Consider the following 17,528-nt stretch of genomic DNA (forward strand, 5'->3'; position numbering starts at 1 on the left):
AGGAAGTTCAACTATGTTCAGTCCAAAACATTCCCTGCTGGCCTTGCTGGTCGGGGGGATCTGCTCTACCTCCGCCTTCGCTGCCGCCCCTGGTAAACCCACCATTGGGTCGGGGCCCACCAAGTTCGCCATCGTTGAAGTCGATCAGGCTGCCACCTCCTACAACAAGCTGGTCACCGTCCACAAGGATGGGGCCCCGGTCAGCGTGACCTGGAACCTCTGGTCCGGTGATGTGGGCCAGACCGCCAAGGTGCTGCTCGATGGCAAGGAAGTGTGGTCCGGCGCCGCCAGCGCGGCGGGTACCGCCAATTTCAAGGTCACCAAGGGTGGCCGCTACCAGATGCAGGTGGCCCTGTGCAACGCCGATGGCTGCACCCTCTCCGACAAGAAGGAGTTGATGGTCGCCGACACGGACGGCAGCCATCTGGTCCCCCTCAAGGCGCCGCTGCAAGAGAACAACAAGCCCTACGTCAACAAGTCCGGCAAGGTGGTGGGTGCCTACTACGTGGAGTGGGGCGTCTATGGTCGCAAGTTCACCGTGGACAAGGTCGCGGCCCAGAACCTGACCCATATCCTCTATGGCTTTACCCCCATCTGCGGCGGTAATGGCATCAACGACAGCCTGAAAGAGATCTCCGGCAGCTTCGAGGCGCTGCAGCGTGCGTGCGCCGGTCGTGAGGACTTCAAGGTCGCCATCCATGATCCCTGGGCAGCGATCCAGATGTCGCAAGGCAACCTCAGCGCCTGGGATGAGCCTTACAAGGGCAACTTCGGCAACCTGATGGCCCTCAAGCAGGCTTATCCAGACCTCAAGATCCTCCCTTCCGTGGGCGGCTGGACCCTGTCTGACCCCTTCTACTTCCTGGGGGACAAGACCAAGCGTGATACCTTCGTCGCCTCGGTCAAAGAGTTCCTGCAGACCTGGAAATTCTTCGATGGCGTGGATATCGACTGGGAGTTCCCGGGCGGTCAGGGCGCCAACCCCAGCCTGGGCGGCCCGGCTGACGGTGCCACCTATGTGGTGCTGATGAAAGAGCTGCGTGCCATGCTGGATGAACTGGAAGCCGAGACCGGCCGCCAGTATGAGCTGACGTCGGCCATCAGCGCCGGCGGCGACAAGATTGCCAAGGTCGACTATCAGGCAGCCCAGCAGTACATGGATTACATCTTCCTGATGAGCTACGACTTCAGCGGCGCCTTCGATCTGAAGAACCTGGCTCACCAGACCAACCTGTTTGCCTCCAACTGGGATCCTGCCACCAAGTACACCACCGACAAGGGCGTCAAGGCGCTGCTCGGCCAGGGGGTCACCCCGGGCAAGGTCGTGGTGGGGGCGGCCATGTATGGTCGTGGCTGGACCGGGGTCAATGGCTACTCGGCCGGCAACCCCTTCACCGGCACCGCCACCGGCCCCGTCAAGGGCACCTGGGAGAATGGTGTGGTGGATTATCGCGACATCGTCAACAACCGCATGGGCGCGGGCTGGGAACAGGGCTATGACGAGGTGGCCGAAGCGCCATACGTCTTCAAGGCCAGCACCGGCGATCTCATCAGCTTCGACAACGATCGTTCGGTCAAGGCCAAGGGGCAGTACGTGCTGGCTAACCAGCTCGGCGGTCTGTTCGCCTGGGAGATCGATGCGGACAACGGTGACATCCTCAATGCCATGCACGAGGGGCTCGGTCACGGTGAAGGCTCCACGCCGCCCGTCAACAAGCCACCGGTGGCCAACGCCGGCAGCGATCTGAGCGTCACCGGCCCGACCGAGGTGACCCTCAATGGTTCCGCTTCCCACGATCCCGAGAGCGGCGTGCTGACCTACGCCTGGAAGCAGGTCTCCGGCCCGCAGGTCTCCCTGCTCGACGCCACCCAGGCCAAGGCCCGTGTGGTGCTGGACGGCGTCAGTGCGGACATCAATCTGGTGTTCGAGCTGACGGTCACCGATGATCACAACCTCACGGCCAAGGATCAGGTGGTGGTGACCAACAAGGCGCCGCAGCCGAACCTGGCCCCTGTGGTCACAGTACCGGCCACCGCCACCGTGGAGTCCGGCAAGCAGGTGACCATCAAGGCCACCGCTTCGGATCCCAACGGCGATGCCCTGACCTATCAGTGGAGCCTGCCGGCGGGTCTGACCGCCACCGGTCAGAACAGTGCGACCCTGGTGGTCACGGGCCCGAGCGTCACCAGTGACACCGCCTATGACCTGACGCTGGTGGTGACCGATGGTGCCCTGGATGCCAGCGCCGCTACCCGTTTGACCGTCAAACCGGTCAGCACCGGTGGCGGCTGTGAGGCAACCGATCCGGATGCGGCAAACCATCCGGCCTGGAGCACCAGCACCGTCTACAACACCAATGACAAGGTGAGCCACAAGCAACTGGTGTGGCAGGCCAAGTACTGGACCCAGGGCAACGAGCCGAGCCAGACTGCGGATCAGTGGAAGCTGGTGAGCCCGGTGCAGCTTGGCTGGAATGCCGGTGTGGCCTACAACGCTGGGGAGTTCACCACCTATAACGGTCGCAAGTGGAAGGCGCAGTACTGGACCAAGGGCGACGAGCCCGGCAAGTCTGCCGTCTGGGTCGATCAGGGGGCAGCGAGCTGCAACTGATGACAGTGCATGAATGTGGCGATGTCTTCGGACTCGCCAGGTGATAGAAAAAAGGCCCTTTCGGGCCTTTTTTGATCTGAAGAGAATGGATCAGCGCGGTTTTTGCCACAGGCCGAGCAGCAGGTCCTGCTCCAGCTCGTCCGGCCCCTGATGGGTGAAGGCATGGCGCTGTTCGCCGCTGGCGCGCCAGCCGAGGCGGCTGGTCTCGAGGATGTGTTCCCGCAGGCTTTGATCCAGCCCGGTGGTGAACTGGCAGCGCTCCTTGGCCACGGGCTCCAGGCCCGCGAGGCTTGGCCAGCTGAGGGGATGCTCCATGCTCACCGGGTTGAGGCTGACTCTCAACTGCCACTGATGTCGTGGGCCCGGCTGCAGATAGAGCAGATAGCCGCCCGGTGTCAGCCAGTTGACCAGCAGCTCGGTCTTGACCTTGAGGTCGTTGACCAGCAGCACCTGGGCCGTGCCCGCCTGCAGCGGGGCACGGGCCGGATCGGCGATGACGAACTGGCCGTCTGGCTGGGCCTTGTTGGCGGCGAAGATGGCGTTCTTGGCCAGATCGAAGCCGCCGACATGCCAGCCCGGCAGTCGCTCCGCCAGGGCACGGCAGTAATAGCCTTCGCCACAGCCGAGGTGAATGAGTTCATGGGCGCCGAGAGGGGCCAGCATGGCCGCCATGGCTTCTATCACGGGCAACTGGTGGCCCTGCTCCAGATAGCGTCGCTTGGCGCGCAGCAGGGCTCGGCTGTCGCTGTCTTTCGGGTTCTTGGTGCCCGGGATGAGATCGAGATAGCCTTCCGGAGCCGGATCGAAATGATGCTTCTTGTCGCAATAGACGCCACGGGAGGCTTCATGAAGATGCAGGGCGCCGCGACAAAGGGGGCATTGAAGATGCATAAGTACTCGCTTGGTTGCAGCCAGGGAAAGGCGTTCGGGATTATAGGGGAGGCGATCAAAAAAGGCTGCCGTGGCAGCCTTTTTTATCCGGCGGCCCGTTGCAGGGCCGCCTGTGAACCCGCTTAGCGGGTACCGAACACCACTATGGTCTTGCCGTGGGCGGAGATGAGCTCCTGCTCTTCCAGCATCTTGAGGATGCGGCCGACGGTTTCGCGGGAGCAGCCGACGATCTGGCCTATCTCCTGACGGGTGATCTTGATCTGCATGCCATCCGGGTGGGTCATGGCATCCGGCTGTTTGGCCAGGTTCAGCAGGGTCTGGGCGATCCGGCCGGTCACATCCAGGAAGGCGAGGTTGCCGACCTTCTGGCTGGTGTGCTGCAGGCGCTTGGCCATCTGGCCGGAGAGGCGCATCAGGATGTCCGGATTGACCTGGATCAGCTGGCGGAATTTCTTGTAGGAGATCTCGGCGACTTCACAGGCGCCTTTGGCACGAACCCAGGCGGAACGCTCCGGATTCTCGTTCTCTTCAAACATGCCCATCTCGCCGAGGAAGTCACCCTGGTTCAGGTAGGAGAGGATCATCTCCTTGCCTTCATCATCCTTGATCAGGACGGCGACGGTACCCTTGACGATGTAATAGAGGGTTTCTGCCTTCTCGCCGGCGTGGATCAGGGTGCTCTTGGCGGGATACTTATGAATGTGGCAATGCGACAAGAACCACTCAAGGGTGGGATCGCTTTGCGGTTTGCCAATGATCATGAGACTTCCTCTGTAGTGTCATTTTTGTGGACTCGTGCGTCCGGGCAAGGTGCCATGCTTGCCATTCCTTGTATCGGGTCGCAGTAGAATAAGAGCCTTTGTCGGTGCTGACAAGGCTTCGGGGACTTTTGCGAGTCGCCTCTTGTTTCGTCCTGTTGCGTTGCCCCGGCCATTCTAGGCAAGAGACGGCAAGAAAATGTTGATTTCGATCTATTAGGCGGGAAGTTCGCGAGAATATGGGTATGTGCCACACGGCCCCTGCTTGAGGTATGCTATGGGCGTCAGAAACGTCGTCATTGAGAGGAAATGTGAGATGAAAGCCAAGGTCAGCTGGGTGGAAGGCATGAAGTTTGTGGGCGAGAGCGAGTCCGGTCATCAGGTGACCCTGGACGGCGCCAACCCGGGCGAGGGTGCCAGCCCGATGGAGATGATCCTGCTGGCGGTCGGTGGCTGCAGTTCCATCGACGTGGTCTCCATCCTGGAGAAGGCGCGTCAATCCGTGACCGCCTGCCATGTGGAGCTACAAGGGGAGCGTGCCGAGTCCGTGCCCCGGGTGTTCGAGAAGATCCATCTCAATTTCGTCGTCACCGGCAAGGGATTGGCCGAGAAACAGGTAGCCCGCGCGGTGGACTTGTCGATGGAAAAGTATTGTTCAGTTTCCCTGATGTTGGAAAAAGCCGTAGAAATTACTCATAGTTATCAAATCCTTGAGGCTTGATACGCGTAGCTCGATCTGCCGATAACACCATGACATAAGGAAATTACAATGAAGAAAATAATGATGTTGCTTCCCCTGTTTGGGCTGGCCGCCTGCAGCATGCCGCAGCCGACCCAGTATCAGTACAGCCAGTACCAGTGCGGGGAAGAGCTGCTGGCCATCACTTATGATGCCCAGGCCGACATGGTGCAATTCCCCTATGCCGGGGTCTATCACAAGCTGGGACGTATCGACTCTGCCAAGGAGTCCGCCAGTTATTCAGACGGCGTGACCACCTTCACCCACCAGGACAAGAACGCCACCCTGGTCAAGAATGGCGTGACCCTGCTCACCTGCGAGCTCAAGTAAGCGCTCGTCTGTCTGGTGTGTCAAAAGGCCCGCATCATGCGGGCCTTTGTGTTTCTGGGGGTTAGCGGGGCAGGGCGCCCAGCAGCTGGGCGGCTAGCTGCTGGCTGAGTTGACGCCGGCTGTCGTCGTCGATGGGCACGTCGCTGGCGAGCTGGATGGCGCTGCTCCATACCGTCTGCTGGCTCTGCCTGTCGAGCAGCAGTATGGCCAGGGTGCCTTTGCGGGCGTCACTCTTGGCCTGCAACCCCGGTGTCATGCCGAGGCGGGAGAAGATCTCCCCATCGCTCATGTCCTTGCTACCGACCACGCCGATGGCCACCCAGACATCGGCCTCATCGAGGGGAACGCTTCGCCAGCCTCGGTCATCGAGATCCTGGCTGACCGCCTGCTGTACCGGTTCCAGCCAGGGAGCCGCGCTGTTGCCCGCGTACTGGAACTGCTCGGCCAGCGCATAGCGCGGGGTCGCCCCGTAGCGCCAGCCATCGGCCGGACGCACTACCATGGTGCCGGTTTCCACCGTGGGGGCGGCAGGGCCGGTGCTGCAGCCACCCAGCAGGGCGGCCAGTGTCAATGAGAGAAGTGCGGCGCGCATCGTGAACTCCTTGGTTCAGGTGATCTTGCCGGTTTCGATCAGCTGCTGGATCAGGGGGCGCAGGATCAGCTCCATCGCGAAGCCCATCTTGCCCCCCGGCACCACTATGGTGTTCATCCTGGACATGAAGGCGCCGTCGATCATCGACAGCAGGTAGGGGAAGTCCACCTGCTTGATGCCTCGAAACCGTATCACCAGCATACTCTCGTCCAGACTCGGTATCACCTTGGCGCTGAAGGGGTTTGAGGTGTCGACTGTGGGGACCCGCTGGAAGTTGATGTGGGTGCGGGAGAATTGCGGTGTGATGAAGTTGATGTAGTCGTCCATGGAGCGGACGATGGAGTCGGTGACCGCCTCCCGGGAGTGACCGCGCTCCGAGGTATCGCGAATGAGTTTCTGGATCCACTCCAGGTTGACGATGGGCACCACGCCGATGAGGAAGTCCACATGGCGCGCCACGTTGTGCTCCTCCGTGACTACGCCGCCGTGCAGTCCCTCGTAGAACAGCAAGTCCGTCTCGCCGGGCAGCGCCTGCCAGGGGGTGAAGGTGCCCGGCATCTGGTTGAAGGGGACCGCCTCGTCGAAACTGTGCAGGTAACGACGATATTGGCCGCTGCCGTTCTGGCCATACTCCTGGAAGAAAGATTCCAGCAGGCCGAAGTCGTTGGCCTCGGGTCCGAAGTAGCTGATGTGGCGACCCTGCTCGCGGGCCTTGCGGATGGCGACGTCCATTTCGGGCCGGGTATAACGGTGAAAACTGTCCCCCTCCACCACGGCCGCGTTGTAACCCAGTTGGTGAAACATGGATCGGAAGGCGTTGGTGGAGGTGGAGGTGCCGGCACCGGACGAACCGGTAACCGCAATGATGGGATGCTTGGCCGACATAGAATTCTCTCTTCCTTGGGAGTCCCGTTATAAGGGGATGAGCAAAGTTCGGTCAAGTGTGTTCTGTGGTCGGCACAGGGCGAGATGGGGCTAAGGGATAGTATGAAACGCTGATTTTTTATGAGTGAGTTTCATAAAATTCCATACGGCATTTCATCTGCAGTTAATAAAGCTGCCGCTAATCTGGGGACTGATGCCTTATTCAGGCATCTCCTGGGCGTCGAAATGACGCAGGGACTCTAGAGGAACTATATTGATACTCTCATGGAGTTCGCTGTAGAGAATGACGGCACTACCTTGCTGCAGCTGTTTTCTGACATCATCGACCTTGTCAGCCAGGCTGACATCCTGTTCACCGTATTCGGTTCCCTCCTGCAGGACGAAATGTTCAATCAGGTTATTGAGGGTTTCCGGATCCAGTTCTTGCCAGGGGATTATCATGGTTTCATCTTCGGTCATGGATATGGGGACATTGTCTTTGTCTGGGCACGGAGCGCAAGCAGTTTGTCTGAGCGGGGCCCCCCATGCTGTCCGTTGAGCAGCGCCGACTCGCCAGTCACTTCGATCATCACCTGGATGACGCGCGTCTGCGGGCCCTGGACGGCGGGCTGCGCTGGTTCTGGGTGATCAACCTGATCGCCATCCTGTTCCTGCTGACGCGTTACTACATCTATTGGGATGCTCACCTGGCGGTCTCGGAATCCCTGCCCTGGTACTACGAGTGGCAGCTGATCGCCATGGGCGGGGCCAGCCTGCTGTTGCCCCTCGGCTGGCGCTGGCTCTCTCGTCAGCCGACGTCCGTCTGGCAGCCCTGCCTGTGGGGCCTCGCCCTGATGGGGGGGCTGGCCTGGGCCCTGGTGGGTTATTCCCTCTCCTTCGTGGATCTCAAGGCGGGTTTCAGCTTTGTCTTCAACATGATGAGCCTGCTGCTGCTGACCTCGCTCATCGCGTTTTATTGCGACAGGTGGCTGCTCTACTCCCTGGCGTTGCCCCCCTTGTTGTTTTTGATGATACGGGCGACCTGGAGCCCGGATCCCTTCGTGCTGGTGAACATCCTGGCCACGGTGATCCTGCTCATCGTGCTGGAGACCGGGCGCCGCATGCTCAATCGCTGGTTCGAACTGGCGGTGGAGCGCGAGCACGACAACCTGGTGCTGGCGCGCAAGATGGATGCCATGGCCAACAGCGATCCCCTGACCGGGGTGGCGAACCGGCGCTTCTTTGCCACCGTCAGCGAACAGGTGCTGAAGGAGGTGCAGGTGCAGCACGAGCGTCTGGCGCTGATCCTGCTGGATGTGGATTTCTTCAAGCGTTTCAACGACCGCTACGGCCATCAGCGGGGGGACGAGTGTCTGATCGCCGTGGCCGACTGCCTGAGCACCTCGTTGCGCGAGCCCACGGACGTGGTGGCTCGCTACGGGGGGGAGGAGTTCGTGATCCTGCTGTACGGGGCCGATGCGGCCGCCGCCGAGGCAGTGGCGAAACGGATAGCCGGCGAGCTCGCCCTCTGCGCCATTCCCCATGCCGACTCCAGCGTCTCCGAACAGGTGACCGCGAGCCAGGGCATTGCCCTGTGGCGCAGTGGGGAGAGCATAGACGAGCTATTGGTGCGGGCGGATGAGGCGCTCTATCGGGTCAAGGACGAGGGGCGAAACGGCTATCAGCTAGCCCCTTGAGTCTGCTCCTGCAGCCATAGGCTGATGCGCTCCTCCAGCCAGAAGCGGGGGCGCCAGGGGGTGCCGTGCAGAAAGCCGACATGCCCGCCCCGGCGGCTCAGTTCATAGCGTACATGGGGGGAGAGCTGTTCGGGTTTGGGGATCACGGCGCCGGTCATGAAGGGATCGTCGGCGGCGTGTATCACCAGGGTGGGAATGGGAATGCGCGCCAGCATGCCGAGCCCCGAGCAGCGCTGGTAATAGTGTTCCGCACTGTCAAAGCCGTGCAGCGGCGCCGTCACCTGTTCGTCGAACTCCCGCAGGGTGGCGATGCGCGCCACCTGCTCCGGTTGCCATGTGGCCTGGGCAGCTACCTGATGGCGGATCTTGCTCTGCAGATTCTCCCGCATGGTGCTCAGCAGGTAGCGCTGATAGACCCGTGAGAACCCCTGATTGACCCGATCGGCGCAGCTTGCCAGCAGGAGCGGGGCCGAGATCACCACGGCGGCGGTCAGCTCCCTCGGGCAGGCCCGCGCCAGCAGATTTACCAGCATGTTGCCCCCCAGCGAATAACCGATGGCCACCATGGGCTTGCCGGGGAAGCGTCGGCCCAGCTCGGCGATCAGCGCCTCGGCATCTTCGATGGCGCCGGAGTGGTAGGCTTGCAGCAATCGGTTCGGCTCGCCGCTGCACCCGCGAAAATGCATCAGGACGGCGTCATTCCCTTGCCGCTGCAGATGGGCAAAGAGCCCCTTGGCGTAGTGGGAGTGGATGCTCCCCTCCAGGCCATGGAACAGCACCAGCAGCGGTTTCGGACCCTGCTCGACGGCGCCGCTCCAGGCAAGATCGACAAAATCCCCGTCTGCCAGTTCAAACCGTTCGGGGGTGAAGCGGGCCGGCGCCCGGCGCAGCCACTTGGGCAAGATGGTCTGCAGATGGGGATTGCGGGCCCACCAGGGGGCGTGGAAGTGGCTTTCAATCAGCATATGGGCTCGTCGCAAAGAGGAAAGACGGCGGCGAGCCGGGGCCCGCCTCCGTCATCAGGCGGGCAGGCGGTCGTGGTGCTCGGCGCCGCGCAGCATGGCCTGGATCAGTTCATTGGCTTCAAACTTGGTCAGCGCCTCGTGGGCACCCACCTGATGGGCACGCTCCACGCTGATCTCGCTGGAGAGGGAGGTGTGCAAGATAATGTAGGCCTCCGCCAGCTTGGCCTCGCTCTGCACCTCGAAGGCCAGCTCATAGCCGTCGAGCCCCGGCATCTCGATGTCGCTCACCAGGATGTCGATGGGGCGGCCCTCGGCGGCCCTTGTCTGCATCAGGGTGAGGGCATCGCGACCGTTGGTGCAAACCTCGTAGGGGATGTTGATGTAATCCAGTGCCGCCATCAGCTGGCGGCGGGCGACGGCAGAGTCATCCACCAGTAGGATCCGCATCGGCTTGAGGCGCTCGCGCTGCACGTCGGTTAGCACCGGATAGAGGTGGCTGGGATCGTCCGGATAGACCCGGGAGAGGATCAGCTCCACATCCAGCAGCTGGATCAGCTGATCGCCCACCTTGGTGACTCCGGTCACGAACACGTTGTGGCCGAGGGAGGGAGGGGGCGGCTCTATGTCCCGCCAGTTGCACTCGGTGATCTTGTCGATGCCCCGCACCAGGAAGCCCACCAGGGTGCGGCGGCAATCCGTGATGATGATGAAGCACTGAGCCATCTCCTCCCGGGCGATGCGCCGATAACCCACAGCCATCGCCATGTCGATCACCGGGATCGTGGTGCCCCGCATGTTGGCGGCACCGAGCACGGTCGGGTGGGAGTGGGGCAGGGCGGTGAGCTGGGTATAGGGTACTATCTCCTTCACCTTGAGGGTGCCGATGGCGAAAGATTGCCGGGCCGAGAGGTGAAACAGCAACATGCCCTGGGATTGATTGGCCTTGCTCGTCATGGCGGATGTCCTGTTGGTCTAGACGGTGATGTTCAGCATAGGGTCTGCAAAGCAGATGACTCGTCTGTTATTAGCGACCGCTTGCCGTAAAACTGGATCCCTTTCCCCGGTTTTTCCGGGGGTAAGGGTCGGCTCAGCGCTGGGAGAGGGCCGCCAGAGGCTGGCCGAGCCAGCGCTGACAGGCATCGGCCAGCGCGGCTTCATCCTGGTAACCCAGCTTGTCCATTACCTGCGTCTGTTTGCTGCCACTTCTGAGCAGACGGGCGGCCTGCAGCAATTGCCATTGATCGCACAGGGATTGAGCATCCAGACCGGCGGCGGCAAAGAGGGACTCATCAGCGGAGCCACCCACCTGCAGGGACTGCCAGGCCGCCTGCAAGGGGGCATTGTCCTGAGCCATCAGGGGGGAGGCCATCAGCTCATCCTGTGCAACCCGCAGGCGGTGACCATAGGCCCCCTGCCAGTCGCGCGTGTTGTCCCAGTTGGCCAGATTGTCCAGCAGGGCATCCAGCAGCGGTGTGGCTTGCAGCCAGCCGGCCTGGGTTGGCTGTGCCACCCGTACCGAGCAGGTCAGCCTATCGTGCTGGCAACCCGCTAGGGGGGTGAAGGCGGCGAGGGCATCGCTGCAGAGCCAGAAGTGGCTGCCCGCCGTCAACAACCACTCCTGGGCGCCGAGCCTCAGCAGGGCCGCTCCCCGGGTTATCCGCAGCAGTTGGCCTAGCGGACTGCGCTTGCGGGCACCCATCTGCAGATGAGGAGTGGAAAAATGCTGATATTCGATGGCGTGATGCATGTGAAAACCCTGATATGATGCTGCCTGGAGGTAACAAAAATGGAAACCAGGCGTAAAAAACGCTTCATTGCCGGTGCAGTTTGTCCGGCGTGCGGCAAGATGGACACCATGATGCTGTATATGGAGCATGGAGTCGAGAAGGTGACCTGTGTCGACTGCGGGGACACCCAGGTGCAGACCCAGGCCGAGGTGGACAAGGCGACCCGTGGCGCCGAACAGGTCATCGGGGTGTTTCGTCCCGAATAAGGGCCGTCGGCATGGTGCCTGACCGGAGGGACAGGAGCCGCGACATCCACCAGCTATCGCCGCCCCCTCCGGCCAGCAGGCCAGCCCGTATATTCGGGGTCTGGTCAGTGGCGCTGTGGTCTGCTGGATTTTTCAGCGCGCCATGGCGGGGCAGATCATATGCTTGGCCACCTTTTTGAGGTATTCTGGCCCCGTTTTTTTCTATCCGCAGGATCCCTGACATGAAAGTAGCTCCCCTGAGCGTGGTTACGCTGGAATACACGGTCACCGACGAACACGGTGAAGTCATCGACACCACTGTCGGTAAAGAGCCTCTGGTGTATCTGCACGGTACCCGTTATCTGGTCGCCGGCCTCGAAGCCGAGCTGGAAGGCCGCAGCGTGGGCGAGGCATTCGAGGTCACCCTGACCCCGAGCCAGGCCTACGGCGAGTATGACGAGAACCTGGTGCAAGAAGTGCCGGGCGAGCTGTTCGACGGCATGGAAGTGTCTGAAGGGGATACCTTTGTTGCCGAGACCGACGATGGCCACCGCCCGGTGACCGTGGTCGAGGTCTCCGAAGAGTTCATCAAGGTAGATGGCAACCATCCGCTGGCCGGCGTGACCCTGGGCTTCAAGGTTGAAGTCAAGGACGTGCGTGCCGCCACGGCCGAAGAGCTGGCCCACGGCCATGTGCACGGTGCCGGTGGCTGCGGTCACGACCATGGCCACGATCACGACCATGATCACGATCATGGCGGCGGTTGCTGCGGTGGTGGTCATCACGGCCACGACCACGGTCATGATCACGGCGACGACCACGGTCACGGCGGTTGCTGCGGTGGTGGCGGTTGCGGTGGCAAGGGTCACCAGCACTGATCTGCCCTCTGGCATCATAAAAAAACCCGCTTCGTTGCGGGTTTTTTTATGGGCGACTGGCGCGGCACTCAGTAGTGCGGCGGCGGGGTCTCTTCCGCCATGCTGGCGATCTGGCTCGGTTGCACGCTCTGCAGCTTGTCGATCAACAGCTGGATCTGGTGTTTGAGCCGATCGAGCTCACGACCCTGGGTGGTCACCTCGTCATTGAGTTGCTCCACCGTGTATTCGGCATAGGCGAGACGGCTTTCCAGGGTCTCGAGGCGATCGTTAAGTTGCTGACTCATGGGCCTGTTGGTCCTTACTTGATAGTCCAGATTTCGGCCAGGCCACTGGAACTGGCGCTGACGAGGTGGCTATTGTCGCGCAAAGCCACGCCATAGACCACAGCGCTCGGCGGTTTCACCTTGGGATGGGGGGAGACGCGCCAGCTCTGCAGCTGGCTGCCATCGCTCACCCGCCACAGGGAGAGCTGACGGGAGGGGGCCCCCGTGATGAGCCATTGACCGTCGTTGGCAAAGCGCGCCGCGGTGTAGACCTCGAAGCGGTGGTCAAACTGCAGCCGGCTCTGCTCCTTGCCGGTCTTGAGATCCCAGATGCTGGCCTGGCGACTGTCGGCGGTGAAGGCAAAACGCCCACTGGGGTCAAGCCTTGCCATCACCACCCGGCCGCCGTGGTTGAAGCGCCACACCACCTGGCCGGTGCGGGTATCCCACAGGTAGGCGCTGTAGTCGTTGCCGCCGGTGAGGGCGTAGCGGCCGTTGGGGGAGAGATCCACCGTATTGACCTGCTCGCTGTGGCCGAGGAACTGCAAGCGGCGACCGGTGCGGGTATCCACCACTTCCGCCTTGCCATCTTCGCGCCCGATCAGCACCTGGGTGCCATCGGCCGAGAGCGCGGCGTCCCTCAGCCTGGATTCAGGAAGGGAGTAGTAGCCTTGGGACTGGCCATCTTGCAGCCGCCAGATGGCAAAGGTGTCCTGGGTGGCGGTGATGGCATGGCTGTCGTCCGGGGAGAAGCGGGTGAGGGTGACGAAGTTGTCCTGACTGTCGGACTGCCGCCAACGCCAGCGCTCCTGCCCCTTGTCGAGATCCCAGACCACAGTCCCCTGTCCGAGACTGGAGACCATGGCCTGTCGGCCATCGCTGGAGAGATCCGCACTCAGCAACCCCTGACTGGCGAGGGGGATCTGCTGGTCCGGGGATGAGCTCTGTTCGCAACCTGTCAGCATCAGACAAATACCGAAGAGATAAATGGCACTTTTGATCATTTTTCCTGTCTCATGCTTTCGTTACCTGCGATCAGGGCGTTAGTATAAGGCGCTTATCACTATAAACCTCTCATTTCATGAAGGAACCGAGAGCGGTATTTAGAGTTTTGGAGAAACTGATGAACAATTTTCTGAAGGTGTCCCTGCTGGCCGCGGCCGTTACCGTCGGCCTGACTGGTTGCCAAAAAGATGAAAAGCCGGCTGCCAACAATGCAGAGGTGAAGGCAGAAGCCAGCAAGCCAGCAGAGGCCCCCAAGGCTGAAGCCAAGAGCTTTGAAGAGCAATCCGGCTATGCGATCGGCCTCTCCATGGGTCGTTATATCGCCAATACCCTGGAGCGTCAGCAAGAGCTCGGCATCAAACTGGACAACACCGTCATCCTCAAAGGGGTGACCGACGGTCTGGGCAAAGAAGCCAGCATGACCGACGAGGAGATCCAGAAGGTTCTGCAAGAGTACGACGCCAAGATCAACGAGCTGACCAAGGCCAAGGCTGACAAGGATGCCGTGGACAACCTGAAGAAGGGCGAAGAGTACCTGACCGCCAACGCCAAGAAAGAGGGCGTGAAGAGCACCGAATCCGGCCTGCAATATCTGGTCGAGAAGATGGGTGACGGCGCCAAGCCCAAGGCCACCGACATCGTCAAGGTTCACTACACCGGTACCCTGACCGATGGCACCAAGTTCGACAGCTCCGTCGATCGCGGCGAGCCGGCGACCTTCCCGCTCAACCAGGTGATCCCGGGCTGGACCGAAGGCGTGCAACTGATGCCGGTCGGTTCCAAGTTCAAGTTCTTCCTGCCGTCCAAGCTGGCCTATGGCGAGCACGGTGCAGGTTCCATCCCGGCGAACGCCGTGCTGGTATTTGACGTCGAGCTGCTGGCTATCGAGAAGCCGGCTGCCGAAGCGGCGGATGCCAAGAAATAAGCAGCATGCTGCACAAAAACGGCTCCTCAGGGAGCCGTTTTTACTTTCAACTGGCAGCACCTGGCTTCAGAAAGCTGGCTGTCATGGCTTGAGTGTGTGGCTCATCGCCCGCAGAATAGACAACAAAATCAATCGCAAGGATGGATCCCGTGGCTGAAAGCAAACCTCGCGTCCTGTTGGTGGAAGATACCCGCAGTCTGGCGGTCGTCTATGAGCAGTATCTGGCCCAGGATGGCTATGAGGTACTGCTGGCCGATTGTGGCCAGCAGGCGCTGGCGCAACTGCTGGCGAGCCCCCCTCCCGTGGTATTGCTGGATCTGGAGCTGCCGGACATGTCCGGCATGGAGATACTGCAGCAGATCACCGAACAGCAACTGCCTTGCTCCGTGGTGGTGATCACCGCCCACGGGTCGGTGGACGTGGCGGTGGAGGCGATGCGCCTCGGGGCCTTCGATTTCCTGACCAAGCCGTTTGACGGCAAGCGGCTGTGCGCCACCGCCGGCAACGCCTTGAAGCACCAGCAGCTCAGTTCTCTGGTCGCCCAGTATCGGGAAAACTTCGAGCGCAGCTCCTTCGCCGGTTTCATCGGCGCCTCCATGCCCATGCAGGCGGTCTACCGCATCATAGAGAGTGCGGCGCCGAGCAAGGCGACCGTGTTCATCACCGGCGAGAGCGGCACCGGCAAGGAGGTGTGCGCCGAGGCCATCCATCAGTGCAGCCCGCGCCGGGAGCAACCCTTCATCGCGCTGAACTGTGCTGCCATCCCCCACGATCTGATGGAGAGCGAGATCTTCGGTCACGTGAAGGGTTCCTTTACCGGCGCCCAGGGGGATCGCAAGGGGGCGGCCAGTCTGGCGGACGGCGGTACCCTGTTTCTCGACGAGATCTGCGAGATGGATCTCGACCTGCAGAGCAAGCTGCTGCGCTTCATCCAGACCGGCACCTTGCAGCGGGTCGGCAGCGGCAAGCTGGAGACGGTGGATGTGCGTTTTGTCTGTGCCACCAACCGGGATCCCCTGGTGGAGGTGAAGGCGGGGCGTTTTCGGGAGGATCTGTATTACCGGCTGCACGTCATCCCCCTGAGCCTGCCCCCCCTGCGGGAGCGTGGTGAGGATATTCTGCTGCTGGCACGGGATCTTCTGCTGCGATATGCAAAAGAAGAGAACAAACGTTTCAAGGACTTCGATGCCGAGGCGGTGAGAGTGCTGCTGGACTATCCCTGGCCCGGCAACGTGCGCGAGCTGCAGAACGTGGTACGCAACATAGTGGTGCTCAACGACCGGGAGCTGGTGAGCCCGGAGATATTGCCGCCCCCCCTCAATGGCAGCCAGGGACGCATGGCGCCACTGTTGGCGGCAACGGCCACCGATTCTCCCGTTCAGGCAGCGAGCAGGGCTCCCATACGCCCCCTCTGGCTGGTGGAGAAGGAGACCATAGAGCAGGCCATCGCCAGCTGTGACGGCAACATCCCCAAGGCGGCGGCGCTGCTGGAGATCAGCCCCTCCACCATCTACCGCAAGAAGCAGGGATGGGAAGAGGCAGAGCGGGGCTAAGAGTGCTGTCTGCCATCTGGGTTGATGCGTGCGGGGCGGCCAATTGGCCACCCCGCTGCTCTTCTGGGGTCGCTAGAGTTTGCCCAGTGCCTTGAGCCTCGCCAGCCTCTCGGGCTCGTTGGCTTGCAGCCAGCCATCCTGTGACAGCAGGAACCAGGCTCTGGCGAAATACTCGGGGGCGGCCGGATCATCCAGAACCCGCGCATTTTCCCCCAGCTCTTCAAACAGATAACCATCCTCGGCGACGCTGGCGGCGCGCATGTCGGCCTGCAACTGGATAAGATCCCCCATCGCCTGCTCGTGCAGCCCCTGTGCCCGGGTGAGGCGTGCCAGACTCCAGCGGGCGATGAAGGCCTTGGCTGGATTGTCGTGCTGCTCGTGCCAGGCCAGGCATTTTTGCTGGCAGGCCCTGGCTTCATCCAGCTGCCCCAGTTCGAACAGGGTCCAGCCCTGATTGTTGTAAAGGCTCGGCAGCCAGCCCCGGGCTTGCTCGTCCTGGCTGCGCTCGGCCAGCGTCATCGCGAGCTGATGCCAGCGGCTCTGCTCCTCCAGCGGGGTTGTGATGGCCACCATATGGGCAGCGTCGATGGCCAGATGATCCTCACCCTGCTTGAGTCCAAGTTGCCAGGCCTGTTCAAACAGTGCTCGGGCACTGCCCTTGTCGCCAGCGGAATTGAACGTGCGGCCGCGCTCCAGCAGGGTGCGCAGGCGGGCCCGCGGGGTGGCATCGGTGAGACGGGGTGCTATCTCGTCAAGCAGCTGATGGGCTTTTTCAAATTGACGCCGCAGGGAGTGGGTGCGGGCTATCTGGGTGAGCAGTTCCAGTTCGCATTGAAGACTGGCGGCGCGGGCCTCGGGCAGCAGGGCCTGGAAGCGGCTGGCGGTGGCGGCGGGATCCTGATAATCCCACAGGGTCATGAAGTCGGGCGGGTTGGTCATCTGGCCTCCTGGCGAACATTTCTGCCACCAAGATGCCCGCAGGCCATTGTTTGTACAAGAGGCGCCCGTCACAGAGCGCCTCCTGATGAGTCATCGGCCGATCACGCCTTGCATCAATACACCATGGCCAGGCTCATCAGCATCAGGCCGAGGGCGGCGAAGGCCCCCTCCTTGATGGCCAGACGAGGCACCAGTGCCTTGGGCAGGGCCGGGAACAGGCTGAGGGCGAAGCCGAGCCCCGGCATCAGCCAATGGAAGCCCGGGCTGCGCTGGGCGGGATCGGCCGCGCCATTGATGACGATGAGCAGGATGAAGAGGGTGAAGGCGGGCAGGATAAACCAGCGGGCACTGCCGGCCGCGACGGCGCGCAGGGGCGAGATGCGGTAGAGCACCAGGGTGACGATGAACAGCACCAGGGGAGCCAATAGATAAAGCGGGGCCGGGTTCATGATAGAGCTTCTCCAGACGATGGGCGGCGAGTGTAATCAGGGTGGGTCAGGGATGACCAGCCTCCGAGCCCCGGGCTGTGAAGCCGATCCCAGGGCA

20 protein-coding genes are annotated in these 17,528 nt (G+C 61.8%); 8 read left to right on the forward strand and 12 right to left on the reverse strand.

The genetic code is table 11. From position 1 onward, the window contains the following. The first annotated feature begins 13 nt into the window (after positions 1–13). Positions 14–2,611, forward strand: coding sequence for a glycosyl hydrolase family 18 protein (locus VZC39_RS04255; RefSeq protein ID WP_434665984.1), 2,598 nt, complete (start codon positions 14–16; stop codon positions 2,609–2,611). Between the two features lie 90 nt (positions 2,612–2,701). On the opposite strand, the gene VZC39_RS04260 is transcribed toward VZC39_RS04255, so the two are convergent. Both VZC39_RS04260 and crp read right to left on the reverse strand, forming a co-directional pair. Further along, positions 2,702–3,502 carry a putative RNA methyltransferase gene (locus VZC39_RS04260; protein WP_434665987.1) on the reverse strand — a complete coding sequence of 267 codons (801 nt, stop codon included), beginning with the start codon at positions 3,500–3,502 and terminating at the stop codon, positions 2,702–2,704. 122 nt (positions 3,503–3,624) lie between these two features. Further along, positions 3,625–4,263, reverse strand: coding sequence for a cAMP-activated global transcriptional regulator CRP (gene crp, locus VZC39_RS04265; protein ID WP_010673237.1), 639 nt, complete (start codon positions 4,261–4,263; stop codon positions 3,625–3,627). A 313-nt stretch (positions 4,264–4,576) separates the two neighbouring features. On the opposite strand from crp, the gene VZC39_RS04270 reads away from it, so the two are divergent. Together VZC39_RS04270 and VZC39_RS04275 are read left to right on the forward strand one after the other, a co-directional pair. Beyond that, complete coding sequence (locus VZC39_RS04270; protein WP_349921210.1) at positions 4,577–4,981, forward strand: OsmC family protein; 405 nt, start codon at positions 4,577–4,579, stop codon at positions 4,979–4,981. Between the two features lie 48 nt (positions 4,982–5,029). Beyond that, positions 5,030–5,329 carry a hypothetical protein gene (locus tag VZC39_RS04275; RefSeq protein WP_349921211.1) on the forward strand — a complete coding sequence of 100 codons (300 nt, stop codon included), beginning with the start codon at positions 5,030–5,032 and terminating at the stop codon, positions 5,327–5,329. A gap of 61 nt (positions 5,330–5,390) precedes the next feature. Here VZC39_RS04275 and VZC39_RS04280 read toward each other — a convergent pair whose 3' ends face one another. From VZC39_RS04280 to VZC39_RS04290, 3 genes are all read right to left on the reverse strand, one after another. After that, entirely contained in the window at positions 5,391–5,921 is a 531-nt protein-coding gene (locus VZC39_RS04280) for a DUF4136 domain-containing protein (protein WP_434665993.1), read from the reverse strand. A 15-nt stretch (positions 5,922–5,936) separates the two neighbouring features. Next, entirely contained in the window at positions 5,937–6,806 is an 870-nt protein-coding gene (locus tag VZC39_RS04285; protein WP_349921213.1) for a phosphoribulokinase, read from the reverse strand. Positions 6,807–7,004: 198 nt separating this feature from the next. Continuing rightward, complete coding sequence (locus tag VZC39_RS04290) at positions 7,005–7,247, reverse strand: YheU family protein (protein ID WP_349922375.1); 243 nt, start codon at positions 7,245–7,247, stop codon at positions 7,005–7,007. Positions 7,248–7,330: 83 nt separating this feature from the next. Between VZC39_RS04290 and VZC39_RS04295 the strand changes: the two genes are divergently transcribed. Next, entirely contained in the window at positions 7,331–8,482 is a 1,152-nt protein-coding gene (locus VZC39_RS04295) for a membrane-associated sensor domain-containing protein (RefSeq protein ID WP_434665995.1), read from the forward strand. Here the strand turns inward: VZC39_RS04295 and VZC39_RS04300 are convergent. From VZC39_RS04300 to VZC39_RS04310, 3 genes are all read right to left on the reverse strand, one after another. Beyond that, a complete protein-coding gene (locus tag VZC39_RS04300) occupies positions 8,467–9,447 on the reverse strand; it encodes a hydrolase (RefSeq protein ID WP_434665998.1) in 981 nt (326 codons plus the stop codon). The two genes, VZC39_RS04295 and VZC39_RS04300, sit on opposite strands and share 16 nt — an antisense overlap. Positions 9,448–9,501: 54 nt before the next feature. Continuing rightward, positions 9,502–10,401 (reverse strand): chemotaxis protein, encoded by a 900-nt coding sequence (locus tag VZC39_RS04305; protein ID WP_434666001.1) that lies wholly within the window; start codon positions 10,399–10,401, stop codon positions 9,502–9,504. Between the two features lie 133 nt (positions 10,402–10,534). Beyond that, entirely contained in the window at positions 10,535–11,194 is a 660-nt protein-coding gene (locus tag VZC39_RS04310; protein ID WP_434666004.1) for a hypothetical protein, read from the reverse strand. A 39-nt stretch (positions 11,195–11,233) separates the two neighbouring features. Between VZC39_RS04310 and VZC39_RS04315 the strand changes: the two genes are divergently transcribed. Both VZC39_RS04315 and VZC39_RS04320 read left to right on the forward strand, forming a co-directional pair. Beyond that, entirely contained in the window at positions 11,234–11,440 is a 207-nt protein-coding gene (locus VZC39_RS04315) for a YheV family putative zinc ribbon protein (protein ID WP_349921218.1), read from the forward strand. Between the two features lie 221 nt (positions 11,441–11,661). Further along, entirely contained in the window at positions 11,662–12,297 is a 636-nt protein-coding gene (locus VZC39_RS04320) for an FKBP-type peptidyl-prolyl cis-trans isomerase (protein WP_434666006.1), read from the forward strand. A gap of 68 nt (positions 12,298–12,365) precedes the next feature. On the opposite strand, the gene VZC39_RS04325 is transcribed toward VZC39_RS04320, so the two are convergent. Together VZC39_RS04325 and VZC39_RS04330 are read right to left on the reverse strand one after the other, a co-directional pair. Next, the gene (locus VZC39_RS04325; protein ID WP_349921220.1) at positions 12,366–12,581 is read right to left on the reverse strand and encodes a SlyX family protein; all 216 of its coding nucleotides are present in this window, start codon (positions 12,579–12,581) and stop codon (positions 12,366–12,368) included. A gap of 14 nt (positions 12,582–12,595) precedes the next feature. Further along, positions 12,596–13,564, reverse strand: coding sequence for a WD40 repeat domain-containing protein (locus VZC39_RS04330; RefSeq protein WP_434666009.1), 969 nt, complete (start codon positions 13,562–13,564; stop codon positions 12,596–12,598). 119 nt (positions 13,565–13,683) lie between these two features. Between VZC39_RS04330 and fkpA the strand changes: the two genes are divergently transcribed. Together fkpA and VZC39_RS04340 are read left to right on the forward strand one after the other, a co-directional pair. Next, positions 13,684–14,490, forward strand: coding sequence for an FKBP-type peptidyl-prolyl cis-trans isomerase (gene fkpA / locus VZC39_RS04335; RefSeq protein WP_349921222.1), 807 nt, complete (start codon positions 13,684–13,686; stop codon positions 14,488–14,490). A 149-nt stretch (positions 14,491–14,639) separates the two neighbouring features. Beyond that, positions 14,640–16,043 carry a sigma-54-dependent transcriptional regulator gene (locus VZC39_RS04340; RefSeq protein ID WP_434666012.1) on the forward strand — a complete coding sequence of 468 codons (1,404 nt, stop codon included), beginning with the start codon at positions 14,640–14,642 and terminating at the stop codon, positions 16,041–16,043. A 72-nt stretch (positions 16,044–16,115) separates the two neighbouring features. On the opposite strand, the gene VZC39_RS04345 is transcribed toward VZC39_RS04340, so the two are convergent. Both VZC39_RS04345 and VZC39_RS04350 read right to left on the reverse strand, forming a co-directional pair. Then, positions 16,116–16,982, reverse strand: coding sequence for a tetratricopeptide repeat protein (locus VZC39_RS04345; RefSeq protein ID WP_434666014.1), 867 nt, complete (start codon positions 16,980–16,982; stop codon positions 16,116–16,118). Between the two features lie 113 nt (positions 16,983–17,095). Then, positions 17,096–17,431 (reverse strand): hypothetical protein, encoded by a 336-nt coding sequence (locus VZC39_RS04350; RefSeq protein ID WP_349921225.1) that lies wholly within the window; start codon positions 17,429–17,431, stop codon positions 17,096–17,098. Positions 17,432–17,528 lie beyond the last annotated feature (97 nt).

Source organism: Aeromonas sp. NJAU223 (assembly GCF_051125555.1).
Lineage (GTDB): Bacteria > Pseudomonadota > Gammaproteobacteria > Enterobacterales > Aeromonadaceae > Aeromonas > Aeromonas veronii_G.

What these genes read in the sequence shown, in the direction of transcription:
- crp (WP_010673237.1), bottom strand. Translation starts at nt 4,263, where the DNA reads ATGATCATTGGCAAACCGCAAAGCGATCCCACCCTTGAGTGGTTCTTG.
- VZC39_RS04310 (WP_434666004.1), bottom strand. Translation starts at nt 11,194, where the DNA reads ATGCATCACGCCATCGAATATCAGCATTTTTCCACTCCTCATCTGCAG.
- VZC39_RS04295 (WP_434665995.1), top strand. Translation starts at nt 7,331, where the DNA reads ATGCTGTCCGTTGAGCAGCGCCGACTCGCCAGTCACTTCGATCATCAC.
- VZC39_RS04290 (WP_349922375.1), bottom strand. Translation starts at nt 7,247, where the DNA reads ATGATAATCCCCTGGCAAGAACTGGATCCGGAAACCCTCAATAACCTG.
- VZC39_RS04275 (WP_349921211.1), top strand. Translation starts at nt 5,030, where the DNA reads ATGAAGAAAATAATGATGTTGCTTCCCCTGTTTGGGCTGGCCGCCTGC.
- fkpA (WP_349921222.1), top strand. Translation starts at nt 13,684, where the DNA reads ATGAACAATTTTCTGAAGGTGTCCCTGCTGGCCGCGGCCGTTACCGTC.
- VZC39_RS04285 (WP_349921213.1), bottom strand. Translation starts at nt 6,806, where the DNA reads ATGTCGGCCAAGCATCCCATCATTGCGGTTACCGGTTCGTCCGGTGCC.
- VZC39_RS04300 (WP_434665998.1), bottom strand. Translation starts at nt 9,447, where the DNA reads ATGCTGATTGAAAGCCACTTCCACGCCCCCTGGTGGGCCCGCAATCCC.
- VZC39_RS04280 (WP_434665993.1), bottom strand. Translation starts at nt 5,921, where the DNA reads ATGCGCGCCGCACTTCTCTCATTGACACTGGCCGCCCTGCTGGGTGGC.
- VZC39_RS04330 (WP_434666009.1), bottom strand. Translation starts at nt 13,564, where the DNA reads ATGATCAAAAGTGCCATTTATCTCTTCGGTATTTGTCTGATGCTGACA.
- VZC39_RS04345 (WP_434666014.1), bottom strand. Translation starts at nt 16,982, where the DNA reads ATGACCAACCCGCCCGACTTCATGACCCTGTGGGATTATCAGGATCCC.
- VZC39_RS04260 (WP_434665987.1), bottom strand. Translation starts at nt 3,502, where the DNA reads ATGCATCTTCAATGCCCCCTTTGTCGCGGCGCCCTGCATCTTCATGAA.
- VZC39_RS04255 (WP_434665984.1), top strand. Translation starts at nt 14, where the DNA reads ATGTTCAGTCCAAAACATTCCCTGCTGGCCTTGCTGGTCGGGGGGATC.
- VZC39_RS04350 (WP_349921225.1), bottom strand. Translation starts at nt 17,431, where the DNA reads ATGAACCCGGCCCCGCTTTATCTATTGGCTCCCCTGGTGCTGTTCATC.
- VZC39_RS04325 (WP_349921220.1), bottom strand. Translation starts at nt 12,581, where the DNA reads ATGAGTCAGCAACTTAACGATCGCCTCGAGACCCTGGAAAGCCGTCTC.
- VZC39_RS04315 (WP_349921218.1), top strand. Translation starts at nt 11,234, where the DNA reads ATGGAAACCAGGCGTAAAAAACGCTTCATTGCCGGTGCAGTTTGTCCG.
- VZC39_RS04320 (WP_434666006.1), top strand. Translation starts at nt 11,662, where the DNA reads ATGAAAGTAGCTCCCCTGAGCGTGGTTACGCTGGAATACACGGTCACC.
- VZC39_RS04305 (WP_434666001.1), bottom strand. Translation starts at nt 10,401, where the DNA reads ATGACGAGCAAGGCCAATCAATCCCAGGGCATGTTGCTGTTTCACCTC.
- VZC39_RS04270 (WP_349921210.1), top strand. Translation starts at nt 4,577, where the DNA reads ATGAAAGCCAAGGTCAGCTGGGTGGAAGGCATGAAGTTTGTGGGCGAG.